The organism is Cyanobacterium sp. HL-69, from assembly GCA_002813895.1.
GTDB lineage: Bacteria > Cyanobacteriota > Cyanobacteriia > Cyanobacteriales > Cyanobacteriaceae > Cyanobacterium.
The window spans coordinates 2106520-2129588 of record CP024912.1 but is presented as its reverse complement, the minus strand read 5'-3'; the positions used below and the strand labels follow the sequence as shown (position 1 = coordinate 2129588).

The 23069-nt window shown below is 36.7% G+C and carries 15 protein-coding genes, 1 tRNA gene and 3 pseudogenes; 8 read left to right on the top strand and 11 right to left on the bottom strand.

From position 1 onward, the window contains the following. Nucleotides 1-75: 75 nt before the first annotated feature. A complete protein-coding gene (gene map / locus AA637_RS09755) occupies nt 76-846 on the bottom strand; it encodes a type I methionyl aminopeptidase (RefSeq protein ID WP_446682603.1) in 771 nt (256 codons plus the stop codon). A gap of 359 nt (nt 847-1205) precedes the next feature. After that, on the bottom strand, nt 1206-1694 hold the full coding sequence (locus AA637_RS09750) for a hypothetical protein (RefSeq protein WP_069791142.1): 489 nt from the start codon (nt 1692-1694) through the stop codon (nt 1206-1208). A gap of 137 nt (nt 1695-1831) precedes the next feature. On the opposite strand from AA637_RS09750, the gene AA637_RS09745 reads away from it, so the two are divergent. After that, nucleotides 1832-1903 (top strand) — tRNA-Asn (locus AA637_RS09745). 238 nt (nt 1904-2141) lie between these two features. Further along, nucleotides 2142-3284, top strand: a complete 1143-nt coding sequence (locus AA637_RS09740) for an anhydro-N-acetylmuramic acid kinase (protein WP_446684566.1) — start codon at nt 2142-2144, stop codon at nt 3282-3284. 7 nt (nt 3285-3291) lie between these two features. On the opposite strand, the gene AA637_RS09735 is transcribed toward AA637_RS09740, so the two are convergent. From AA637_RS09735 to AA637_RS09715, 5 genes and pseudogenes are all read right to left on the bottom strand, one after another. Next, entirely contained in the window at nt 3292-3510 is a 219-nt protein-coding gene (locus tag AA637_RS09735; protein ID WP_446682602.1) for a DUF4327 family protein, read from the bottom strand. A 445-nt stretch (nt 3511-3955) separates the two neighbouring features. Continuing rightward, nucleotides 3956-4803: pseudogene (locus tag AA637_RS09730) on the bottom strand (IS630 family transposase). A gap of 75 nt (nt 4804-4878) precedes the next feature. Further along, nucleotides 4879-5733 (bottom strand): annotated as a pseudogene (locus tag AA637_RS09725) (transposase); the annotation flags it as partial. A gap of 463 nt (nt 5734-6196) precedes the next feature. Beyond that, nucleotides 6197-7141: an NAD-dependent epimerase/dehydratase family protein gene (locus AA637_RS09720; protein WP_446682601.1), complete on the bottom strand. Its 945-nt coding sequence runs from the start codon at nt 7139-7141 to the stop codon at nt 6197-6199. Between the two features lie 81 nt (nt 7142-7222). Further along, nucleotides 7223-10249 (bottom strand): AAA family ATPase, encoded by a 3027-nt coding sequence (locus AA637_RS09715; protein WP_446682600.1) that lies wholly within the window; start codon nt 10247-10249, stop codon nt 7223-7225. Nucleotides 10250-10536: 287 nt separating this feature from the next. Between AA637_RS09715 and AA637_RS09710 the strand changes: the two genes are divergently transcribed. Then, on the top strand, nt 10537-12588 hold the full coding sequence (locus AA637_RS09710) for an ATP-binding protein (protein ID WP_446682599.1): 2052 nt from the start codon (nt 10537-10539) through the stop codon (nt 12586-12588). 214 nt (nt 12589-12802) lie between these two features. Here AA637_RS09710 and AA637_RS09705 read toward each other — a convergent pair. Then, nucleotides 12803-13135: pseudogene (locus tag AA637_RS09705) on the bottom strand (transposase); the annotation flags it as partial. 201 nt (nt 13136-13336) lie between these two features. Here AA637_RS09705 and proB point away from each other — a divergent pair. Both proB and AA637_RS09695 read left to right on the top strand, forming a co-directional pair. Continuing rightward, complete coding sequence (proB, locus tag AA637_RS09700) at nt 13337-14446, top strand: glutamate 5-kinase (protein WP_446682598.1); 1110 nt, start codon at nt 13337-13339, stop codon at nt 14444-14446. Nucleotides 14447-14495: 49 nt separating this feature from the next. Beyond that, nucleotides 14496-15779: a lipid-A-disaccharide synthase-related protein gene (locus AA637_RS09695; RefSeq protein WP_446682597.1), complete on the top strand. Its 1284-nt coding sequence runs from the start codon at nt 14496-14498 to the stop codon at nt 15777-15779. Here AA637_RS09695 and AA637_RS09690 read toward each other — a convergent pair. Next, complete coding sequence (locus AA637_RS09690) at nt 15776-17455, bottom strand: transglutaminase domain-containing protein (protein ID WP_446682596.1); 1680 nt, start codon at nt 17453-17455, stop codon at nt 15776-15778. The genes AA637_RS09695 and AA637_RS09690 overlap by 4 nt on opposite strands. A gap of 270 nt (nt 17456-17725) precedes the next feature. Between AA637_RS09690 and AA637_RS09685 the strand changes: the two genes are divergently transcribed. Both AA637_RS09685 and AA637_RS09680 read left to right on the top strand, forming a co-directional pair. After that, the gene (locus AA637_RS09685; protein ID WP_446682595.1) at nt 17726-18364 is read left to right on the top strand and encodes a hypothetical protein; all 639 of its coding nucleotides are present in this window, start codon (nt 17726-17728) and stop codon (nt 18362-18364) included. Between the two features lie 208 nt (nt 18365-18572). Next, nucleotides 18573-19127, top strand: a complete 555-nt coding sequence (locus AA637_RS09680) for a pentapeptide repeat-containing protein (RefSeq protein ID WP_446682594.1) — start codon at nt 18573-18575, stop codon at nt 19125-19127. Nucleotides 19128-19189: 62 nt separating this feature from the next. On the opposite strand, the gene AA637_RS09675 is transcribed toward AA637_RS09680, so the two are convergent. Further along, nucleotides 19190-20188, bottom strand: a complete 999-nt coding sequence (locus AA637_RS09675) for an adenosine kinase (protein ID WP_446682593.1) — start codon at nt 20186-20188, stop codon at nt 19190-19192. Between the two features lie 145 nt (nt 20189-20333). On the opposite strand from AA637_RS09675, the gene recN reads away from it, so the two are divergent. Next, on the top strand, nt 20334-22067 hold the full coding sequence (gene recN / locus AA637_RS09670; protein WP_446682592.1) for a DNA repair protein RecN: 1734 nt from the start codon (nt 20334-20336) through the stop codon (nt 22065-22067). Between the two features lie 18 nt (nt 22068-22085). On the opposite strand, the gene murB is transcribed toward recN, so the two are convergent. Beyond that, nucleotides 22086-23027, bottom strand: a complete 942-nt coding sequence (gene murB / locus AA637_RS09665; RefSeq protein ID WP_446682591.1) for a UDP-N-acetylmuramate dehydrogenase — start codon at nt 23025-23027, stop codon at nt 22086-22088. Nucleotides 23028-23069 lie beyond the last annotated feature (42 nt).

The window sequence follows — 23069 nt, the reverse complement described above, 5'->3', positions numbered from 1 at the left end:
AATGAGTCATGACAAATAGATACAGTAAACTTAACCGAAAACTTGTATCAACGTCTAATAACCAATACCTGCAATTTATTTATTTACCGTCAGAATTTCTACCCCTTCCTTTGTTACCGCAATGGTATGCTCAAACTGGGCCGATAATTTACGGTCTTTTGTTACCGCTGTCCAATTATCATCTAATATATCCGATTCCCATGTACCTTCATTAATCATAGGCTCAATAGTAAATACCATGCCGGGGCGAATCTTTTTCCCAGTGCCTTTTTTACCATAATGAGGTACTTGGGGCGCCGTGTGAAAAACTCTGCCAATACCATGCCCTACAAAATTACGCACCACAGAAAAACCACAACTTTCCGCATACTCTTGAATAGCCGCCCCAATGTCACCAATTCTGCCATTAGGTTTAACCGCATTAATACCACGATATAGACACTCTTCCGTCACTTCTACCAACTTTTTGGTACTAGAGGAGGGAGTACCTACAAAAAACGTTTTGGAAGTATCCCCATGATAACCGTCTAATTTGGGAGTTACATCAATATTGATAATATCTCCATCTTTCAAGATATGGCTTTTACTAGGGATACCATGACAAATTACCTCATTAACACTGGTACAAATAGATGCAGGAAAAGGAGGATTACCATAGTTTAAAGGTGCGCTGACAGCCCCTTTGGCTTTTGTCCATCTTTCCGCCTCTTCGTTAATGTCATAGGTGCTAACCCCCGGTTTAACCATGGTGCCTAAATGTTCTAATAATTGCGCCGCTAATTTTCCCGCTTGACGCATCTTTTCAATTTCCCTAGAGGATAAAAGCACTATATTTTCGTTACCCATTTAATTTATCTCTTTCTAATTGTAAATAAAACTTAACTATATTCTTATTTTACCGAAGAGTTTGATTTTTCAGGGAAGAGGATAATTTAATGACGGTGTGATTTAAAAACGGTTTAATGGGGGTAATTGAGAATTAAGAATTAAATAACTAAGAATAATAAGGTGTTACTACGGTCGTGTTGCATTTATAACTTTATACTTTTAACGGTGTTTTTGCCAAACAAAGTGTTATTTTTAAGTATTTTTTTGTATATCTGTAAACCCTTTTCATTTGTAATTTTCGTTTTATGTAGGGCACTCTATTCCATCTTCAAAATATGATTACTATTCTCCACCTCAACCGAAAATGACAGCTAACCTCAGTTTATTTCAATATGTAATATATAGTGTCCTAAGTTAAGGTTATTCGTCCATAATTCATAGTCAATTCTGAGAGATTCTGGAATGTTGCCGCCAATGGTGGTTAGGTTGCGGGTATAGTTACGCAAATATATTTTTTGATTATGGAGTTTTTCTTCTTTGGTATTTAACCAATATCTACTAACTCCATAAACGCCTTTTTCCCAAAAGTGTCTATAGTTTAGTTGGCTTTGATGTTGTTGAGTCATGATTACTCTGTAGGGAGAAATTTCAAGCCAAATTAGGTTTTTATGATTGGTTTTGGAGGGAATTGATTGTTGATTGTCTCCTGTATGTTTTTCTACACCATGAAAGTCAACGTTTTTGAGGACTAAATGACAGGTATCTTCTTGGCGTTGATAGATAGTGGCAATGGTGGTAAGCTGTGCCAATAGATTGAGATTGGTGGATAAATAGGAGATGGAAACGGGGCGATGCTGGGTTAACATGGGGGTTTGTTGGTTAATGATTCAATTTTTAGCATAAGCTAATTTTTGGCAGTTTGAGGTTGTTTTGAAAAAAAAGATTATTTTTACCCTTGATTTTTTTTAAGTCACTAGCTATAATAAATAAATGTGAAGAGCAATCCTCGATAGCTCAGTGGTAGAGCGGTCGGCTGTTAACCGATTGGTCGTAGGTTCGAATCCTACTCGGGGAGTTAATAATTGGATTTAAAATAAAATAAGAGAATCCATCTCTTGTTTTTATTATTACTACCATCCATTTTATCAAGAATAGACGAAAATCTACGGATTTATTAGTAGGAAAGTTCAAATAGTGGTGTTATCAAAATCGTATATCTAAGAGAGAAATCACAGTTAGATTTAGTAAGGCTTGGGTATTAAAACACCATGGAAGTTTATAATAATCGAAAATTGATTGTTGTAGGTTTTTTTATGATAGTTGTTGGTTTGATGAGTGGTACTTCGGTGGATGGCATCGATGCGGTGGCAGTGGATATAGAAGGTGAGGGTTTAGATTTGGATGTCCGTTTATTAGCAGGGCAAACTTTTCCTTATCCTGACGATTTACGCTCTCAAATTTTGTCGGTGTGTGAGGGTGCTAGTATCTCCATGGAGGAGTTAGCACGGTTAGACGGGGCGATCGCCTCTTGTTTTGCTGATGCTACTATAAATGTTATCCCAGAAAGTGTGAAAGTTGAGCTTATTGGCTCTCACGGGCAAACAGTATTTCATCAACCCGCCCATAATCATCATCTCGGTTATAGCCTTCAATTAGGTAGAGGAGATTTGATTGCCCATCTCACCAACATAAAAACCGTCAACAATTTTCGTCAAGCAGACATCGCCATGGGAGGCCATGGGGCGCCCTTAGTATCTAAGATTGATTTGTGTCTTTTTTCTCACCCCAAACATCATCGCTGTTTACAAAATATTGGGGGTATCGGCAACGTTACCTATCTTCCGCCCACCCATCAACCCCAATGGCAAGATTTCATTATGGGTTGGGATACAGGGCCTGGAAATGCTTTAATTGATTTGGCCGTACAAAAGTTTACGAATAATCAAAAAACCTACGATTTTAATGGGGAATGGAGTCGGCAGGGTAAGCCTTGTATGCCCCTAGTTAAAACATGGTTAAAACAGGATTTCTTTGGGCAAAAACCACCAAAATCCACTGGCAGGGAATTATTTGGGCATCTTTATCTGGAAAAATGTTGCCATGATGCCCAGTCTTTTGAATTATCAGAGGCTGATTTTTTAGCCACCCTCACTGAGTTAACCGCCGCCTCCATTGCTTACAACTATGACAAATTTTTACCTCAGTTACCCCATGATTTGATTTTAGGGGGGGGAGGTAGTAGCAACGGTTATTTAAAAGAAAGACTACAGGCAAATTTACCCACGGTTAACCTTTTAACCACTGATGACTTTAACGTTAGCACAGAGTTTAAAGAGGCGATCGCCTTTGCCATCTTAGCCTATTGGCGAGTTAACTCCTTTGCAGGAAACTTACCAGTAGTAACAGGGGCGAAAAAAGAAACCCTTCTCGGAGAGATTCATCACCCCTGCCCATGAAAAAAAATTAGTCATCCCAGGTTTCTACTACCAGAATATCACTCACAGGGTCTTGCATCGAAAAGCCGTAAGAAACTAATTCCGACCTAAAAAATGACCATTGATCACCAAATAAAAGTGCAATCTTGCCGATACTATCATCAGGCTTAATAATCTGGGAATTTACCAATGATACGACTTTTTGTTGCAACTTCACCATGGGATGAATTACTTGCTTCTGGGACATAAAATTCCTAATACTTTACTAATACGATAAAAGTGATTTGATTGTTGAGTAATCTATCGAACCAAGGAAAACTATATATTTTGCTTAGAGAGTAATTTTTAGTCTTCCTACTCCATTATTAGCATATTTTATTACAGTTGGCAACCCTAGAGAATTTTCTGAAACTAATAAGTATTGCAATAGTATCGATTATTACAATATTTTCTAAGGTTGTCAAAAGAAGATAATAATTGACTTAGTCATTAAATACTTAAATTAGTTTTGTCTTTGGCTAAAAATTTTCAATCATCATAGTTTTTTTCAACACAACTTCTAATCGATAGTTATTCTAGGAATAGATTTATTACTACCTTTACCATCCAACAATTTAGCAAATAATTCATTTAAACTGGTGTTGTTTTCCACAGAAACTAACCTATAGTCAATCGAAATAAGACTGAGACATTTAGCTAGTACAATAATTATAAATTATTTCATCTAAAGTTATTGTACTATCGCTATACATTTTTGCTCTTTTTAAAGCACTAAAATCGTGTTCAATATCATTTAAATCTGGTGAATAAGTTGGTAAAAACATTACTAGATGACCTGCTTCTTCTACTAATTCTTTTATCATATTTTTTCGGTGGATTGGTGCATTATCCATTATTAGTATTGAAAATTGTTTTAGTGATGGTAATAAATACATTTTTAGCCATGATTCAACACTTTCTGCATTTAAACTTCCTGTAAAGATCATTGGAGCAATAAAATCTTTTTCTTTCTTTCTTCTTCCTGCTACTAAATTTTCTCTTTTTCCTCGTTTTCCTTGTTTCTCATCATAAATTTTTTTTCCTTTTTTTGACCACCCATAAATGCAAGTACTTATTTCCTCAAATCCTGACTCATCAATAAATACCATACTCTTACTTCCGTATTTTTTGACTAATTCTCTTAATTTTTGTAAGTATTCTATTCTTTGTTTTCTATTTCTTTCTCTATAACGTAACTGTTTTTTTTTCTTGTTATGTTCATTTTTTTGAATGCATGAGATATTGCTGACATTGTTACTCCAAATTTTTTCGCTCTATCTATTAATTTATCATCTGGATTTTTCACTACATCTTCATATAGTGCTGATTTATCTAATTTTCTTTGACGAGTTTTGACCACTGTTGGTCTTAAATCTTTTCTATTCAACCATCTATATATTGATGCTCTTGATATTCCAAATATTCTCGATGCTTTTGTTACGTTACCTCTATTTTCTACATAGTCAATTACTTTTTGTTTTAATTCTATATCATGGGGCATTATACTTAAATATAAAAATAATTACTTCATCCATTATTTTACCCTTGATTGGTTCATACTTAAGTAAAGTGACTATATTTCTTTTCTTTGACCATAAATAATTTCTCTTATATATCTATCTTCATTTTTACCATTACTAAATACTCTTTTAAATTTGCACCATTTATTTGCTCTTACTGTCTGTGAGCTAGGCATCCAAACCCCATGATTCTCTCTAATGCTAACAATAAAATCAAGATTATTTTCTGTTAATGTCTTAATTAAAGACGATGCTTCCCCATATAAACTATCAGCTAATACTAATTTAATTGAGAAATCAAATTCTAATAAGTAAAGTATCATTTCCTCTGCTAATTCAATCTTTGTTTTGTAAATATCACCCTCTTTTAGAGTCTTTTTTGCCTTGAAAATTCTGGTCATTAAAGGGAAGGTAATATTTTCATAAAGACCATAAACATTAACTGAGACAATATCTTGATCTATTTTTCCTACATTTCCTAGATATTGTCGAGATATATAATCCGTAGTATTTCCTTATCTTGGTGCGCGTTCCCTTGCGTCTTTCGCCGACGCGGGGTCGCACCGCTTTTTACGGTCTCCTGTTTCATCAATAATAATTGTAATAGGAATATTAATAAAAACATTTAAGATTGAGTGCAAACGAGTTTTTTCTAATTCCCATAAATTCCAATCAGCACAAGTGAGAAAATGATGTAAACTTTGAGAAGAAACATTAACGATGCGAGAAATTTCAGGAAGAGATTTTCTTTTAATATCAGAAATTAATCCTAAGTGTAAATATTTAAAATATTCGTAGTTACGCACATCAAAAAACAAGGTAGAGTAGGCAGAACAATAATCATCAATGACCGGCACCGTGTCCATGGGATTTCTAGGTAAATGTTTTCTAATTTGCTGAGCTACATCCATTGCTGTGAGTACCTTTAATTTTTATTATTATTCTACATTTTTATTCCTCTTTTCGGAAAGTGACAAAAAAGGGATAAATGCTATGACATAAAAAGTATTCTTGGTTATATAAAAGGGGTTTTCAATTAATAGGATAAAAACACGATTAAAGTAGTCTTTGCGATAACGCCTGTAAATATTAAACTCCTTATCCAAAAAGGCGATCGCACTTATTGTTAATCTTTCGGAAATAGCAATGAGAGATAAATCTGCAAAATATCCAAGCAAATCCTAATAAGTTATATTAAATTATTGGATTCTCTGATAATCAGATGATGTCAAATGTTCGCAAATCAAGACTGCATTTTCTAACACCCATACAAACTCATTTTGTACTTTCATTTCTGGTGCAAGTAACCACATTACTTTCAGTAACACAATCAGAGATGGTGGGCATTGCCCACCCTACTCAGTGTCTTAAATCTTAGTTACTTTCCAGGTGAGCAATAATTTGTTCATCTACACTAAAATCAATGTCTTTTTTATCTCTTTGGATTGCTAAATAATCATTTTCAAAAGACTCTTTTAACCCTGAAATTAAATCATATTTAGGTTGCCATGATAGCTCTTTTTGGGCTTTAGAAATATCGGTAAAAAAGTGTTGCATACGAATGGGAAATGCTTTTCTATTACCCACATCAATTTGATTGGGGTCATAATATCTAATATCGATGTCGTGGGGATTTTTGCCCATAGCCGAGGCACAGGCAAGGGCTAATCCTGTAAATGTGGTAAAACGATCGCCCGATATATTGTATATTTGTCCTATGGCTTCGGTATTTCCCAATAAGGCCATCATAGCTGATGCTAAATCTTCCACATGACCAAATTGGGTAATATATAAACCATGGTGAGGAATGGGGATGGGTAAATCCCGCACTAAACGATCAAAAAACCAGTTTTCCAGATCATTATAATTTCCTGAGCCGTAGATATATACAGGGCGAATGGAGGTGAAGGGGATGCCCGACTGTTTGAGGTAGGCTTCGGTTTCAAATTTACCTCGGTGACGACTTTCGGGGTTGAGAGGGTCATCTTCTCGGTGGGGCATCTGATGGGATGGTAAGTAAACCCCCGCGGAGCTTACATAGACAAAATGGGATACTTTGTCATAAAATAAATCTACAAGGGGTTTTGTATCTGATAGGGTGCGCCCGTTGTTGTCAAAAATTGCGTCAAATTTTTCCCCTTTTAACTTCTCTTTTAATTGTACCGCTGAAGTGCGATCGCCATGAATTTGTTGAATACCATCTACGGGGGCGGGGTTATTACCTCGGTTAAATAAAACGACTTCATGTCCTTGGTTTACTAACATTTTGGTGAGGGAAACGCCAATAAATCTTGTCCCTCCCATGATTAAAATACGCATATATAAATTTAAACTCTACAATGCCCATTCTACCCCCTTGGGTTTGAAACCATTGATTTTCGGTATCAGCAGACACAAAAGTTATACAGAGAGACGAATTTGAGAGCCTTCGTTGGTTTTATATACCTCAATGCGAGATTGGAAAGCCTCTTTAAATTGGGGCATATGGGTAACGGTGAGGATACAGGCAAAATCATCAGCAATAGCATTTAAAGCACCTATGAGGCGATCGCACCCTGCATCATCCTGAGTACCAAAACCCTCATCGATAATAAGTAATTGTAGCGCAGTGCCAGACCTTTGGGTCAAGATACGAGAGAGGGCAAGACGGATGGAAAAATTAATCCGAAAACTTTCGCCCCCTGAGTAGGTTTCATAAGACCTTGTTCCTTGGGCATCAGAGATGATAATATCAAGGGTATCTTTAAAATTTGAGTCAGATTTTTTTGATTTACTAACCTTTTCTTTTTGGGTAACAAATTGGATATGTAATTGATTATTACTAAGACGGCTCAGAGTTTGATTTGCTTCGGCTTCTAATTGAGGTAAAAGGTTTTCTATCATTAAGGCTTGAATACCGTTTTTCCCGAATGCTTTTTGTAATTCTGTATAAATGCGATAGTTTTTCTCTATTTGCTCTACTTCTTTACTGATAGATTGTAATTGTTTTTCATCTTTATTTATATCATCTAAAGATTTTTCTATTCCTCCTTTTTGACTTAATAATTGATTAATTTTATTTCTTTTAAAAACTACTTCTTGTTCTAATTTATTTAGTTCCTCTCTATGGTCAAAAAGTGTTGATAGTTGTTCCTTTAGTTTATTGATTTTAACTTCTTTTTCCTCTATTTCTTTCTGATAATCGATAGTTTTTTGTTCATATTGACTAACTTTATTTTCTAGTAAAGGTAATTGTTTTTTCGCATCTTCTAATTTTGCATATTGGAATTGATAATGTTGTAATTGCTGAATTTTTTTTCTAACCTCCCCATGGTGTTCGTCACTATAGTTAATTTCTTCTATGGTTTTATTTATCTTTTCAATACTTTGTTGAATTTCTGAATCATTTTTTAAGTCCTCTAATTGTTGAGTAAAAGTGATTAATTTTTGCCCTAAATTTAGGCGACTTAGTTCTAACTTAGCCAGTTTTTGCTCCGCCTCTTGCAATCGTTGATAATTGGTTTCTGCCCAGCGATATTTATGATCATTTTCCCTAACTAAACTGTAGGTTTCGGGGCTATATCCTAACCCTTTTATCTTTGTTTTTACCTCCGTTAACTTTATCTTAATTTCTGGGAGATATTTTTGAGAATTTACTAACTCTATTAACTCATCTTTTTCCGTGGTAATTTGCTCTAATTGTTCAAGAATATCATCCATACTATTAAGAGAATTTTCTAAACTAGCATAGTTTTTTTGTAAACCTTCTTCTCTAGTTAATTTATCTCTTAAATCTTGATATTCCTTCTCTAAGGTGGCTAAAGTGCGATCGCACTGTATAATATCAGAATCATACTGCCAAGAAGAATTCTCCAGATTTTTCAACTCCTTTAAGCCGCTTTCGATAACATGATTAAGATGATTTTCATCCAAAGGAGATTCACATACAGGGCAACTAGCATTATTATCCACCCGCAAAGTATTCAACTTTTGGTTAATTTCCTCAACCTGTTGAGCAACATTATTTTTATAATCCAACAACCGTTGTTTAGCTAACAATTGACTAGCCCTTTTTTCCTCTATTCTCGTTAAATAAACCTTCTCATTATGAATAACCTTTAACTCTTGAGAAACATGAAAATATTTTTTTCTAATATCAGGAATTTGCTCTAACTTTTCCTCTAAAGGTAACTCTTGTTTAGCTAATTGTTCTATCCTAGAAGATAACCTAGCTTCCTCCTTTTCTAACTCCTTAACTAAAACAGACTGCTCCTGTTGTAACAGATTAAAATCATTTCTAACTAAATCTAATTGAGCCAACTTATCACGATAATATCTAAACTTTTCGACATCATCAACGATTTTATCCTTATCAGCAAGAACCTTTTCAAAATCTAACTTATTATCAGCCAACTCCCCTAACTTAAAATTAACCTCTCGAATATTTTGCTCTAAACCATAAACCCCTTGCCGTAAACTTTCCTCTAAATTATTTTTCTCACTTATTAATAACTTATACTCATCATATTTTGTCGTTAAAACTTTATCCTCATTCAAATATCCTTGCCATAATTGATAACTATTAATAATCTCTTCTTCTTTAGTTAAAATAAGGCTTAATTCGTCCATATCTTGACGTAATATTTTCTTTTCATCAATCAATTGACTGAGTTTATTCTTAACCTCCGACAACTGATTACTTTGCCATACCAACTCCTTCTCAAGGGTATCCCGCTGACTACTAAGAAGTTGAACTTGTTTTAAATTTTTCTCTACTTGGCTATACTCATTTTGATGATAATCCAAATCCTGACCAATATTTGTAAGTTTAACAAGATAATTTTCCTTCTCCTCCAACTTACTCTCCAACAACTCCCACTGCCCTTGTAAGCGATTTTTTTCCTCCGTATATTGTTTCGCTAACTCCTTCGCTTTGTCCACAATTTTGTCATAATCATCCAACTTAAGTAACTTTACCAACACATCCTTTCTTTGAGCCGCCCCATAAGTCATAAACTTATCCGCTTGCCCCTGTTGTAGATAAGCCGAATTAACAAAAGTCTCATAATCTACTTTTAAACAATCATTAATTCTATCCTGAGTTTCCGTTACCCCTTTCGCTGAAATAGAATTAAAATTATCATGATTAAAGATTTGAAAATCTAAAGTAGAACCTCCCTTACGTTGTTTAGTGCGGATAATGCGATAAATCTGTCCACCATAACTAAAATCAAAATCAACCCTCGTATTTTTTTCTCCCAAATGAATCACATCCTCACTAGCTTTTGTCCTTGTTTTGCCCCAAATCGCCCAAGTGATAGCTTCCAGCAAAGATGATTTTCCAGCGCCATTAGCGCCACATATACAGGCAGTATGTAAGCCATCAAAATCTAAACTAGCCTGACGGTAACTAAGAAAGTTTTGTAGTGTAAGTTTTTTGGGAATCATAACAACAGGAGGAAGAATAAAACATACATGATGATTTTTCAGAGTAAGTTATCTAAATGTTGAATAAAATACTTTAGAATAATCTCTCTATTCGATTTATAGCATGAAAGACTAATTTCTTTTTCCTTCCGTTATATCTTCACTATTTAATTTATGATTAGAATATCAGGGCTTTATTAATATCCATGACATTTATTAAGTACAAAAATTTGTTAACTTTATCCCTTGGTGTATCTATGACGGGGATTTCTTTTTTTCTTTTTCACTTGCTAAGTGTTAGAGAAAGAATGCAAATAGAGCAACAAATTTCTGCCCAGTTAATTACAACGGAAACAAAAATTCAAAATAAGTTACAGTCAGAAATAAATGCCCTACAAAGATTTGTTAGGGGTTGGGAGTTTAGGGGTGGTTATAATCGTTTAGAATGGCAAAATGATGTTTCTAATTATTTACTTAATCGTTCAGGTTATCAAGCCATACATTGGGCTGATAGAGATTATTTTGTCCGCTGGATAGTTCCAGAAAAAGGGAACGAAATGGTCTTAAATTTAGATCTTTCTTTTGAGCAAAAAAGACTAAATTCTCTTAATACTGCCAAAGAAATAAGAGATAGTTATATTACTCCAAAAGTAGATTTAGTACAAGGAGTTAAAGGTTTTATCATCTATAATCCTATCTTTATTAATGATGAATTTGATGGATTTATCATCGGGGTATTTAATATCAATTCTTTATTTTATTCCTTACTAAGGGAAGAAAGTATTAAAGGTTATCAAGTTTTTATTTATGATAATAATTCTTTAATTTATAGTACCACTCATAGTGAGGAAAAAGATAACTTATTATGGCGTAAAAATAGTAGTTTTAGTTATCGAGGCATTCAATGGGAGATAGTTTTAATTCCTAATAATACTTTAATTCGGGAAAATAAATCTCCTCTTCCTCTGGTGGTATTAATTGCCGGGGTGGTAATTTCTTGGTTATTGGTTTGGGGTTTAAATTCTTTGTGGCAAGCTAGTAATCGTAATGTTTTACTAGAAAGGGCAAGGGCGGAAGCTGAAAATGCTAATAATGCGAAAAGTCAGTTTTTGGCGATGATGAGTCACGAAATTCGTACTCCTCTTAATGGAATATTCGGCATTCTTAATCTATTAAAAGATACTTCTTTGGATGATGAGCAATATGATTTTATCCAAACCATCGAAGATAGTGGTAAAAGTTTATTGTTGATTATTAATGATATTTTGGATTTTTCTAAAATTGAATCAGGGCATTTAGATTTAGTTTTGGAAGATTTTAATTTACAACAGTGTGTCAAGAATGTTATTGATTTACTTAGTTTTCAAGCTAAAAATCAAGGTTTGGATTTGAAGTTATTGTGGGCATCTAATACTCCTGTATATGTGCGGGGAGATGTGGGTAGGGTAAGACAAGTATTGATTAATTTAATAGGCAATGGTTTAAAGTTTACTCAACAAGGTAGCGTTACAGTAATGGTGTCTATGGATGATGAAAGTAAGGATGGGCAGGATGATTGTTTAATTCAATTTTTGGTAAAGGATACGGGCATCGGCATTGCGAAGGAAAATCAAGACAAATTATTTAATCCTTTTGTACAGGCGGATGGGGCTATAAATCGCCGTTATGGTGGCACTGGTTTAGGTTTGGTGATTAGTCGTCGTCTGGCTAGGTTGATGGGGGGTGATATTTCTTTTACCAGTGAGTTGGGAGTTGGCTCGAGTTTTTATTTTACTATTAAAGTGCTAAGGGTAACTTCTCCTATGGCAAAATCCAATGCTATTCTTCCATTAGTTACTAACTCCATAGGGGATGAAAAAATACTACCAAAGAATTCTAATAAAAAAGAAATAGTCTCCCATTCGTCATTACCAAAAACAATAACCACCGATAATAATAATCCAGTAGAATCACCAAAAAATCGAGATAATACCCTGCGTGTGTTGGTGGCAGAAGATAACCCTGTGAATCAAAAAGTAGCCCTTTTACTACTCAAAAAACTTGGCTATACTCCCCATTTAGCTGTCAATGGTTTGAAGGTGGTAGAAGCCTTTGAAAAAGAAGAATGTTACGATGTGGTGTTGATGGATATGCAGATGCCTGAAATGGATGGTTTAACTGCTACTCAATGGATTAGGAATAATGTAAATCATGCTGTGCAACCTTATATCATTGCTATGACAGCTAATGCTACTAAAGCGGATGAAAAACTTTGTTTTGATGCGGGTATGGATGACTATATCAGTAAACCCTTTGACTTTCAAGTATTAACGGAAAAATTAAATCTTTTGGCTATGGCAATGGCTGAGGATATTTCTTAAGTTTTGGGTTAAAGTGCTTTGGTTGAGGTTGGGAATGGGGAATAGTAATCATATTTTGAATATCCCATACTTATGATAATAATTCCATAGTATTTTGTCTCCAGATGAAGCAATACTCAAAAGTTAAATAGCTATATGCAAGTATTTATTTCATCCTAAGAAGCTGTTTGAAAAGTTCAGAAGTGGGTTAGATATTTTGAGATTGACGCTCAAATTTTACCGACTGACTATCAATACTACCGGCACTAGGTTTTGGGTTTCTTCCCACTTCTATTCGTACTTGTTCCCGTAGTTGCTGATTAATTCCACGCCATGTACCATCAGATTCCCAACCTCGAAAATAAGTGTAAACCGTTTGCCATTTGGGAAAGTCCTGAGGCATTGCCCTCCATTTAATTCCATTGGCAAGAAGATAAAAGATGGCATTAAGTACCTCTCTAATATTCACAGAGCGATTTCTGCCCCCAGTTTTAGCCGGAGGAATTAATAATTTTAAAATTTCCCACTGGTAATCAGTGAGGTCAGTATCGTATGATAGTCTTGTCATTTATTTTTTTTTGTCAGTTTTTCACTGACATATTCTACATCAAGACTTTTCAAACAGGTTCTAAGGTAAATCAAGAGTTTAATATTCTTTTTAGCTACTTTTCAGACCACAGGGCTAATAAATAAGAAGATGGTCAATAATTCGTGTAGGATTATGATGTAGTTACTTAATCTTCATCATAGCACCCCACTTCGGTTATTAATGAGTCAAATTATAGTTATTAAAATAGGTACTTCTAGCTTAACCGCTCCCGACACAGGAAGCCTTGCCCTATCTACCATTGCCACCCTCGTAGAAACTCTGACAAATTTAAGACAACAAGGATATCAAGTAATTTTGGTGTCATCTGGGGCGGTGGGAGTTGGTTGTGCTAGGTTAGGCATTAGCAAACGTCCTCAAAATTTGAACCAAAAACAAGCTATTGCAGCGGTAGGGCAAGGGCGCCTAATTCGTATCTATGATGATTTATTTAACAATTTAGGACAACCCATCGCCCAAATTCTTCTTACTCGCCACGACTTGAAGGAAAGAAGCAGTTATGTAAATGCAAATAACACCTTTCAGGCTTTGTTAGATTTAGGAGTTATTCCCGTGGTAAATGAAAATGATACCGTGGCAACCGATGAGTTAAAGTTTGGGGATAATGACACCCTCTCGGCTTTGGTGGCTAGTTTGGTGGGGGCTGATTGGTTGTTTTTGTTGACCGATGTTGATAAACTATATTCTGCTGACCCTCGTTTAGTACCTTCTGCTACTCCCATTGATTTGGTTGCTAGTGATGAGTTATCTAATTTAGATATTAGTGTGGGGGGTAGTGGTACAAGTTGGGGTACAGGGGGGATGATGACAAAAATCACCGCTGCGCGCATTGCTACGGGGGCAGGGGTAACCACCATAATTACCAATGGTAAACATCCTACTAATATCATTGATATTTTAGCAGGAAGGGCGATCGGTACTCGTTTTGAACCGCAACCAAGGCCAGAAAATGCCCGTAAGCGTTGGATTGCCAATGGTTTACTCTCCACAGGTAAAATATATCTTGATGATGGGGCCCTTAAGGCTATTTGTGAGCAAGGAAAATCATTGTTGTCGGCGGGAATTGTCAGGGTGGAGGGAGATTTTAATAGTGCTGATGCGGTAGATTTATATTCTTTGAATGATTTAAAAATAGCACGGGGTATTGTGAATTATAGTAGCCAAGAGTTGCAGTTAATCAAGGGGAAAAAATCTCAGAATATTAACAAAATTCTTGGTTATGAGGGGGTAGAAACGGTCATTCATAGAGATAATTTAGTGATTATTAGTTAGTTATTTTTGATAGTTGGTTTTGAGAACAAGTTGCCCTAAATTGTGATTTATGAAAAAGATTTTATTGATTAGTAATGGTCATGGAGAAGATTTAAATGGTAGTTTAATTGCGGAAGCAATAAAAAAAATTGAGCCTAGTTTGACGGTGGATGCTTTTCCTGTGGTGGGTCAGGGAAAAAGCTATATTAATAAGGGTTTTAAAGTGGTAGCACCTACCTTAACTATGCCTTCGGGAGGAATGTTCTATCTTAATATTTTAAATTTTATTAAAGATTTATGGGCAGGGTTATTAGGTCTTACTTTTCGTCAAATAATAACGTTATTTAAGATTAAGAATCAGTATGATATTTTTGTTGGTATAGGTGATATTTTACCTTTATTATTTTGTTTTTTATTGAGAAAACAATTTTATATTTTTTTAGTGGCATATACGAGTTATTATAGTGACAAAGGTAAGTTGGGTTTACCTTTATTTAGTCGCTTTTTGTCAAATTCTTCTTTATGTTTAGGGGTATTTACTAAGGATAATTTCACGGCGAAGGATTTTAAAAAACAAGGTATTAAAAGAGTTAGTTGCCATGGATACCCCATCATGGATGCTCTAAAATATGACTCTGATAGGTTAAGTTTTGATTATCTAGGTAATCCTTTTGATGATAGTTACAATGCTTTTATGGTAGCTCTTTTACCAGGTAGTAGAGTTCCTGAAGCGGTTAATAATCTGGAGTTACAAATTCAAGTTTGTGAAAGGTTGATTTATTTATCTTCCGAATCATGGCGTTTTTGTGGGGCTTTAGTTAATGATATTCTTCACAATGATGTGGCAGTGATTGCTAAGAATTTGGGGTGGAGTTTTTATTTTCCTAATGAGTTAAGAAAAGGAGAAAAAATTGATTATATTTCTCTACGTGAAAAGCCAGAAAAGTTGATTTTAACAAAGAAGATTAAGGATAAAAATATAGTAATTGAACTGTTTTATAATACTTTTGCAGAGATTTTAGTTAAAAGTGATGTAATATTGGGAATGGCTGGAACGGCTGTAGAGCAAGGGGTTGGCTTGGGTAAGCCTGTGGTACAAATTGTTGGGGCAGGGCCTCAATTTACCTATCGTTTTGCGGAGGCTCAAATGCGTTATTTAGGCCCCAATGTGCGCACGGTGACTGAGTTTCAAGATTTGGATTTGATGTTTAGTCAGGGGGCACGGGAAATAATGGAAATTGTTGAGGATGAGCAGTATTTGGCTGATTGTCGGGAGAATGGTTTGGAAAGAATTGGCTCGGCGGGGGCTTCGAGGGCGATCGCCCACACCATCATCAACTATAATAAGTGTTAGGGCTGTAACTCGTGGAGAATAGTAAAGGAAACATGATTAATAGCCAACTGCCCGATAGAAGTTTTTTCCTTGCTTACGGGTAAACCTTCACTGATGAGGGTTTCAAAGGGCATATCCTTCGCCATTTCCACGTGATACCATGATAAACCCATAAAAAATCTGGTAGGATAAGGGCCCCCATCATCCAAGTCATCGGGGTTTGATTCCATGGGCAACCAACCGATATTGGGCAAATAAAACTCCATCCACACATGGTTAAAATCAGGTACTAGGGGAATATTAAAATGTAGCACTTTCATAGGACATTTATAACGCCCTACCGTACGAGAAGCGATACCATTGAGACGGGCAAGGGCAAGGAGTAAGCCTAAATACTCACCGCAAGAACCTACCCCCCTTTTCAAGACTATATCAGGGGTATCAATATGGGGTTTTATACCATAGGAAAGGCGATCATAAACGTAATTACGGATACTATACATTTTCCTCAGAGGATTAGTTTCGCTACCCCTAGCCTCCTCCGATGCCCTCAAAATAATCTCCGTATTCATGGACAAATCATCATCATCAATCAAATACTTTGTTTCAAATTCAGGGGTGAGGGGGGGTAAACTTTCGCAATCTTTGGGGGTAATTTGATGTTTTATACTCCAAACCTCTAACACCGCGCGCCAACCAAAAACATAACGCTCATTAGAATTAAACTCAGGAAATTTAAATAAAGCTACCCTTTGCCCATCATAATCTTCCTCTGTGTAGGGTAATCCTACCGCTTCGATGCTTTGTATTTTTTGGCGGGGGCTTTCTGTGGGTAAAGCAATGCGCCATTCCAAATCCTTTAACTTGATTTCATCCAAAGGAGAAACTTCCTCCAGATAACTCATTTCAATGAGAAACCCATTAGAAAGGGTACACTTATTTTCTGGATCATATTTAAAGTATAAAGGATGGATAAAAGTGCGATCGCGATATAATAGTTCGTGATTAGGTTCAGCGTTCGGATTATCTCTGATATAAGGTTCTTGATCAGTATAAGCGATATATAAAACCTTTTCCCCCGTTTCCTTATCCTCATAAAAACTCAGCCCACTAGGGTACTCAAACGGAGTCAGAATCGTGTATTTAGTCTTTCCCGTCGCCCTATCGAGACAATAAACCGTCTGCTCAAGGTTATCACACAACCATATTTCCTCATCATAGATAGTAATATTTTCATCACCGATGCCAGGAGCATAAAACCTAGTAATCTCCGTGCCATCATCTTTACTATAAACCCCGATAGTGCCAGTTTTTTGGCAGGTGATATAAATAGTTTTTTCCCAAATAGCGATACCATTGCAAGGATAAGAAAGACTGAAAAAATATTTAGGGGCAGAAATAATCTTTAACTCCCCCTCCTCCCATTCAATGAGTGTATAATAAACACTACTTTGAGTCACAAACCATATTTCCGTATCGGTAATACATAAGCCTCTTGCCCCAATAAAATCTCGCCAGTAATTACTATTGATAATTTTAGAAACACTGGTTTCTGGATTGATATGTAATAGATAACCATTGCGAGAATCGATCGCATATAGACTATCATTTTTAAAAGCCATACCATCAAGAGAAGTAGCAACGAGAGGTCTGATGGTGGGGTAAAATTTTTGACCAGAGTTAGAATTAGAGATCATGTTTGCCGATAAATACCTTAGGGTTTGTTTTACAGATTAACTGCCTTTTTTATGTAGCCTTTCAAACTATCTACACAAGTTAGTACATCATATATCAACTACCCCATGAGAGTAACAAAATAGTTCATCCCCAATTTGCTTATCATGAACAATTAATCAAAAAAAATCAAACTTACCCATCTCCACAGGCAACCCCAACCATTTACCCAGAGAGTCTCAAACTCCTGTATAATTTATCACTGTTGACTTGCACAGAAGTAGAAGGAAAAAATGGGCGTCGAATTACGTAGTTATGTATATTTAGATCGATTACAACCCCAACACGCTGCGTATATTGGCACAGTAGCCCTCGGATTTTTACCCCTACCAGGAGACGCTTCTTTGTGGATTGAAATATCCCCCGGCATCGAAATTAACCGCATTACCGATGTTGCCCTCAAGTCAGCTGTCGTGCGCCCTGGAGTTCAATTTGTAGAAAGATTATATGGTTTATTAGAAATCCATGCCACCAATCAAGGGGAAACCAAAGCCGCTGGTAGAGCAATTTTAGATGCTTTGGGGGTAAAAAGGGAAGACTCTCTCAAACCTAAAGTTGTCTCTAGTCAAATTATTCGTAATATTGATCCTTATCAGGCACAAATTATTAACCGTAACCGTAGGGGGCAAATGCTTTTGGCAGGAGAAACCCTATATGTATTAGAAGTGCAACCAGCGGCTTATGCAGCCCTTGCGGCCAACGAAGCAGAAAAAGCGGCCTTAATTAATATTTTAAATGTACAAGCAGTGGGTAGTTTTGGCAGACTCTATCTAGGGGGTGCAGAAAGAGATATAAAAGCAGGTGCTGCGGCTGCCCTTACTGCCATTGAGTCCATGGGGGGTAGAGGAAGTTTGAAGGGCATCGAAGAATAATAGATAGGTTATTGTGTTTAAGTAGGTTGGCGAAATTAATTATAGCTCTTATTTTATTAAGACTCTTATGAACAAGGGGTTCAAACCCCTTGCCTAAATCGATTTCATTATGCCCACTTACTTAAAGAGTACAAAAATATTGACCCTAAATAAACTGTCAAGTAATTTTTAACTATTAATTATCCACCATCAATTATTACTTTTTAGTATGAGTAAAGAAGTTAACTGGAAACTTTTAAAAAGAGACATAGATAAATGGAATCAATTAAGACAATTAAACCCAGAAAATAATCAAAAAATTGATCTTTCAGGAGTAAACCTGAGCAACATGAATCTGGAGAAAGTAAACTTAAGTCATTGTAATTTAAGTAATGCCAATCTTATCGGCAGTAGTCTTCGTTTTGCAGATTTAAGAGGAACAATTTTAAGTCAATGTAATCTCATTGGAGTTAATTTAAGACTAGCTAATTTAAGAGAATCTTATATCATCCAAGCAAATTTAAATAGAGCCAATTTAAGTGAGGCAAATATGATTGGTTGTACTCTCAATGAATCGAATCTAAGCTATGCAAATCTTTATGAAACCGAACTGATGGGGGCTTATCTTTATAAAACAAATCTTAGTCATGCTCAATTGGTTAATACCCATTTAGCCAAAGCATATTTAGTTGGTGCTAATTTAGACAATGCAACCCTAAATAATGCTGATTTAAGGTGGGCAAATTTATCTCAGGTGGATTTGTCAAAAACTGTGATGGTTTAACGTCAAAATAGAGGCAAGGGGTTTAAACCCCTTGTTAAAAGATATTTAAGATAAAATTGTAATTATTTTCTAACTTCATCTAAAATTGCTTGTAATTCCTCATTAGCTAATCTAGGGCCAAAACTGGTGACTAATTTGGCGGAGGCGAGGGAGGCAAGTTTTCCCGCCGTTTGCCAGTCTAAGCCATTGGTGATGCCATAGAGAATACATCCTGCATACATATCCCCTGCCCCTACGGTATCGACTGCTGTAACAGGATTGGCAGGAATTTCTATCAGTTTTTCTCCATCAAATATTAATGAGCCTTTTTTGCCGAGGGTAATGGCGAAGGTTTTGGCGATGGTTTTGAAGTAATCAACGGCAACATTTAAATCCTCTGTATTAGCCATTTTAAAGGCTTCGTCTTGGTTGGCAAAAAGTAAATCGACTCCTTCTTCTCCGATAACTTTGTCAACCCCTTCACGGAAAAAATTAACCATGTTGGCATCGGAGATAGAAAAGGCTACTTTTACCCCCGCTTCTTGGGCTATTTTTTTGGCTTCTATGGCGCTTTGTAATGCGGTAGGGGATGATACTAAATATCCTTCGATGTAGAGATATTGGGAATCTTTGATGGCTTCTTTGTTTAATTCATTCTGGCTTAAATCCCCTGTAATGCCCAAAAATGTGTTCATGGTGCGATCGGCATCGGGGGTTACTAATACGAGACATTTTCCTGTAATGCCTTCTGGGCGGTTATCTTGACTAAGGTTGGTATCTAAACCACAATCGAGTAAGTCTTGGAGATAGAATGCACCGCTATCATCATGGGCTACTTTGCAAGAGTAAAAACCTTTTGCCCCTAGTTGACTGATGGCGACTAAGGTGTTAGCGGCCGAACCTCCACAGGCTTGTTTACAAGGGGGTGGTAGTTGTTCTATTATGTGTTTTTGTTGGGTTTCGTCCATTAAGGTCATAACACCTTTATCGATTTTTAGTTGGCTGAGTAATTCTGGGGTGACTTCAAACTCCATGTCCACCAGAGCATTACCCATGCCATATACGTTATACTTTTTGGTCATTGTTAATTTTTGTTGCAATATTCCTTGATCATCTTATACGGGCGATGTTTCGTCAACTGAATATGGAATTTTCTTGGTGATGAGAGTAAAATCATGAAATTGCCGATCGCCCTTATGATGTATATAGAATAGTAGATCTAATTTAATGTTAATTTCCATTCGTATTGATAATTTTGCCTTAGTTGATCATTTAGATTTAGAGTTAGGACAAGGATTAAGCGTTTTGACGGGGGAAACGGGCGCTGGAAAATCGATTATTTTAGATGCCATTGATGTGGTGTTGGGGGGCAAGGCAAGTAATCGTATGATTCGTAATGGGGAAACAAAGGCCATAGTAGAAGCGACTTTCCACAGCAATTCTAATTTGGAAGCATGGTTGGATGAGCAAGAATTAGATTCTTTCCACGATGGCACGGTGATATGTAGTCGGGATTTGACGTTTAAAAAAGGTAATTTTCGCTCCCGTAGCCGAGTCAATGGGGTAATAGTTAATAAACAGGTTATCACAGCTCTGCGCGATCGCCTCTTAGAAATTACGGTACAAGGGGAAACAGGGGAATTATTCGCCACGGCTACCCAAAGGGATTTGTTAGATGCTTATGGGGGTAAAAAACTGTTAAGCCAAAGAAAACTGGTAACAGAAGCCTTTGTGGAAATGGATAACGCCCATCAAGCCCTCATCGCCCGTCGTCAATCGGAACAACAACGACTGCAAAGGTTAGACTTACTAAAGCATCAGATTAAGGAGTTGAATAGTATTCACCTAAGGGATGCCGATGAGTTGGAACAATTGGAAATAGAGAGCGATCGCCTTACCCACGTGGTAGAATTACAACAGTTAAGCTACCAAGCCTATAACCTTTTATATCAGAGTGAAACCGAAGAAAATGCCACCGCTGATATTCTGGGCAAAGCTGAAGCCGTATTAATTGATATGGCTAACTACGATAAAGAGTTAACCAGTATTTTGGAAATGGTACAAGGGGCGCTCAATCAAATCGTCGAAGCTGGACATCAAATCCATAGCTATGGTTCTTCGTTAGAAGGAGATCCCGATAGATTGGAGGAGGTAGAAGAAAGAATTAGGACTCTTAAGCGTATTTGTCGCAAATATGGTCCTAGTTTAGCAGAAGTGATTAAATATCACCAAGGATTAAAAGAAGAATTAGTACAACTAGAAAGCAATGAGCGCTCCATTGAGGAGTTAGAGGCAGAGTATGAGCAAATCAACACCAAAACTCTCGATTTGTGCCAAAAATTAACCGCACTGCGCACCGCAGCCGCTTCTAAACTGGAAAAACAACTCACCTCAGAGTTAAAACCCTTGGGCATGGAAAAGGTACAATTCGAGTGTCGTTTAACCCCCACCAAACCCACCATAACAGGCTGTGATCAAATAGAATATTATTTTAGCCCGAACCCAGGAGAAGATTTACAACCCCTAGCCATGACAGCTTCAGGGGGGGAAATGAGTCGTTTTCTTTTGGCTCTCAAGTCTTGTTTTTCGGGTACTCAAGTTGATCCCAAAACCCTTATTTTCGATGAAATTGATGCAGGGGTATCAGGAAAAGTAGCACAGGCGATCGCCCATAAACTACATAAATTAAGCCTACAACATCAAGTAATCTGTGTCACCCATCAACCCCTCGTCGCTGCCATGGCAGATAATCATTTTAGGGTATCAAAACACCTCACCAAAGGGGATAAAGATGTCAAAGATATTCGTACCATCGTTAAAATTACCCCCCTTCACGAACAAAATGCCCGTCGTGACGAATTAGCCGAACTTACGGGAGGACATTCTGCCACCGAAGCCCTCGCCTTCGCTGATTCTTTATTAGAAAAAGCAAGTAAGGAAAAAAAGACTATTAATATTTAGGGTGCGCTGAAAAATTAACTAAAATTCCCCTAACATTCTAACTTCAGGATGAAGCAAAATTGACCAACTATTTTGAACTTGCTCTTGGACATGGCTAATTAAGTTATAAATATCCCCTGCCGTGGCATTTCCTCCATTAAGAATAAAATTAGCATGGCGATGGGCTACTTGCGCCCCTCCAATTTGGTAGCCTTTTAAGCCAATTTGTTCGATTAACCATCCCGCAGCTTGGGGTTGAGGATTACGAAAAACACTACCACAACTGGGCTTGTCGTAGGGTTGAGTTTGTTTACGGTGTTTAAAATTGTTACCTGTGATTTCCATGACACTTTCTCTGGTGGAAGTGGCACTTAATTTAAGGGTAGCACTCAAAACAAGGGCCGATTCTTTTTGTAGTCTGGAGGTGCGATAGGAATATTGTAATTCTTTGCCTGATAATTCTTTGATAGTACCATCGGGGTAAGCAACGATCGCCTTTACTAAAACATCAGCCATACAGCCCTTATGCGCCCCTGCATTCATAACCACAGCGCCCCCAAGAGTGCCGGGGATGCCCACTGCCCACTCCAGTCCTTCCCAGCCTTTTTTGGCTACTTGCCAAGCTAGTTTGGGCAAAGAATAACCAGCCCCGACGGTAATGGTTTGGTTAGTTTCATCCACGGTGTATTGATTGAGGTGACGGGTGTTGAGGACTAATCCTTCGATACCACCATCACAAATGAGTAAATTTGAACCTTTACCAAGGCAGGTAAAAGGAATTTGCTGTTTGTCAACCCAATGAAACACTTCTTGAATGTCTTGCCATGCCTTAGGTTCGGCATACCATTGAGCTTTTCCCCCCACTCGATAGGATGTGTAGGGGGCAAGGTGAACTTTTTGATGAATTACGCAGTCTGTATGAGGGAGGGTGACGGGATTGGTAAGGGAGTCGGAGATGGGTTGATTAGGTGCGATCGCCATTTTACACAACAATTATTAAGCTAAATTACAAAAAAGGAGAAG

Bases quoted from the DNA above. Each gene is read 5' to 3' on its own strand.
- map (WP_446682603.1), bottom strand. From the start codon at position 846: ATGGGTAACGAAAATATAGTGCTTTTATCCTCTAGGGAAATTGAAAAG.
- AA637_RS09750 (WP_069791142.1), bottom strand. From the start codon at position 1,694: ATGTTAACCCAGCATCGCCCCGTTTCCATCTCCTATTTATCCACCAAT.
- AA637_RS09740 (WP_446684566.1), top strand. From the start codon at position 2,142: ATGATAGTTGTTGGTTTGATGAGTGGTACTTCGGTGGATGGCATCGAT.
- AA637_RS09735 (WP_446682602.1), bottom strand. From the start codon at position 3,510: ATGTCCCAGAAGCAAGTAATTCATCCCATGGTGAAGTTGCAACAAAAA.
- AA637_RS09720 (WP_446682601.1), bottom strand. From the start codon at position 7,141: ATGCGTATTTTAATCATGGGAGGGACAAGATTTATTGGCGTTTCCCTC.
- AA637_RS09715 (WP_446682600.1), bottom strand. From the start codon at position 10,249: ATGATTCCCAAAAAACTTACACTACAAAACTTTCTTAGTTACCGTCAG.
- AA637_RS09710 (WP_446682599.1), top strand. From the start codon at position 10,537: ATGCAAATAGAGCAACAAATTTCTGCCCAGTTAATTACAACGGAAACA.
- proB (WP_446682598.1), top strand. From the start codon at position 13,337: ATGAGTCAAATTATAGTTATTAAAATAGGTACTTCTAGCTTAACCGCT.
- AA637_RS09695 (WP_446682597.1), top strand. From the start codon at position 14,496: ATGAAAAAGATTTTATTGATTAGTAATGGTCATGGAGAAGATTTAAAT.
- AA637_RS09690 (WP_446682596.1), bottom strand. From the start codon at position 17,455: ATGATCTCTAATTCTAACTCTGGTCAAAAATTTTACCCCACCATCAGA.
- AA637_RS09685 (WP_446682595.1), top strand. From the start codon at position 17,726: ATGGGCGTCGAATTACGTAGTTATGTATATTTAGATCGATTACAACCC.
- AA637_RS09680 (WP_446682594.1), top strand. From the start codon at position 18,573: ATGAGTAAAGAAGTTAACTGGAAACTTTTAAAAAGAGACATAGATAAA.
- AA637_RS09675 (WP_446682593.1), bottom strand. From the start codon at position 20,188: ATGACCAAAAAGTATAACGTATATGGCATGGGTAATGCTCTGGTGGAC.
- recN (WP_446682592.1), top strand. From the start codon at position 20,334: ATGTTAATTTCCATTCGTATTGATAATTTTGCCTTAGTTGATCATTTA.
- murB (WP_446682591.1), bottom strand. From the start codon at position 23,027: ATGGCGATCGCACCTAATCAACCCATCTCCGACTCCCTTACCAATCCC.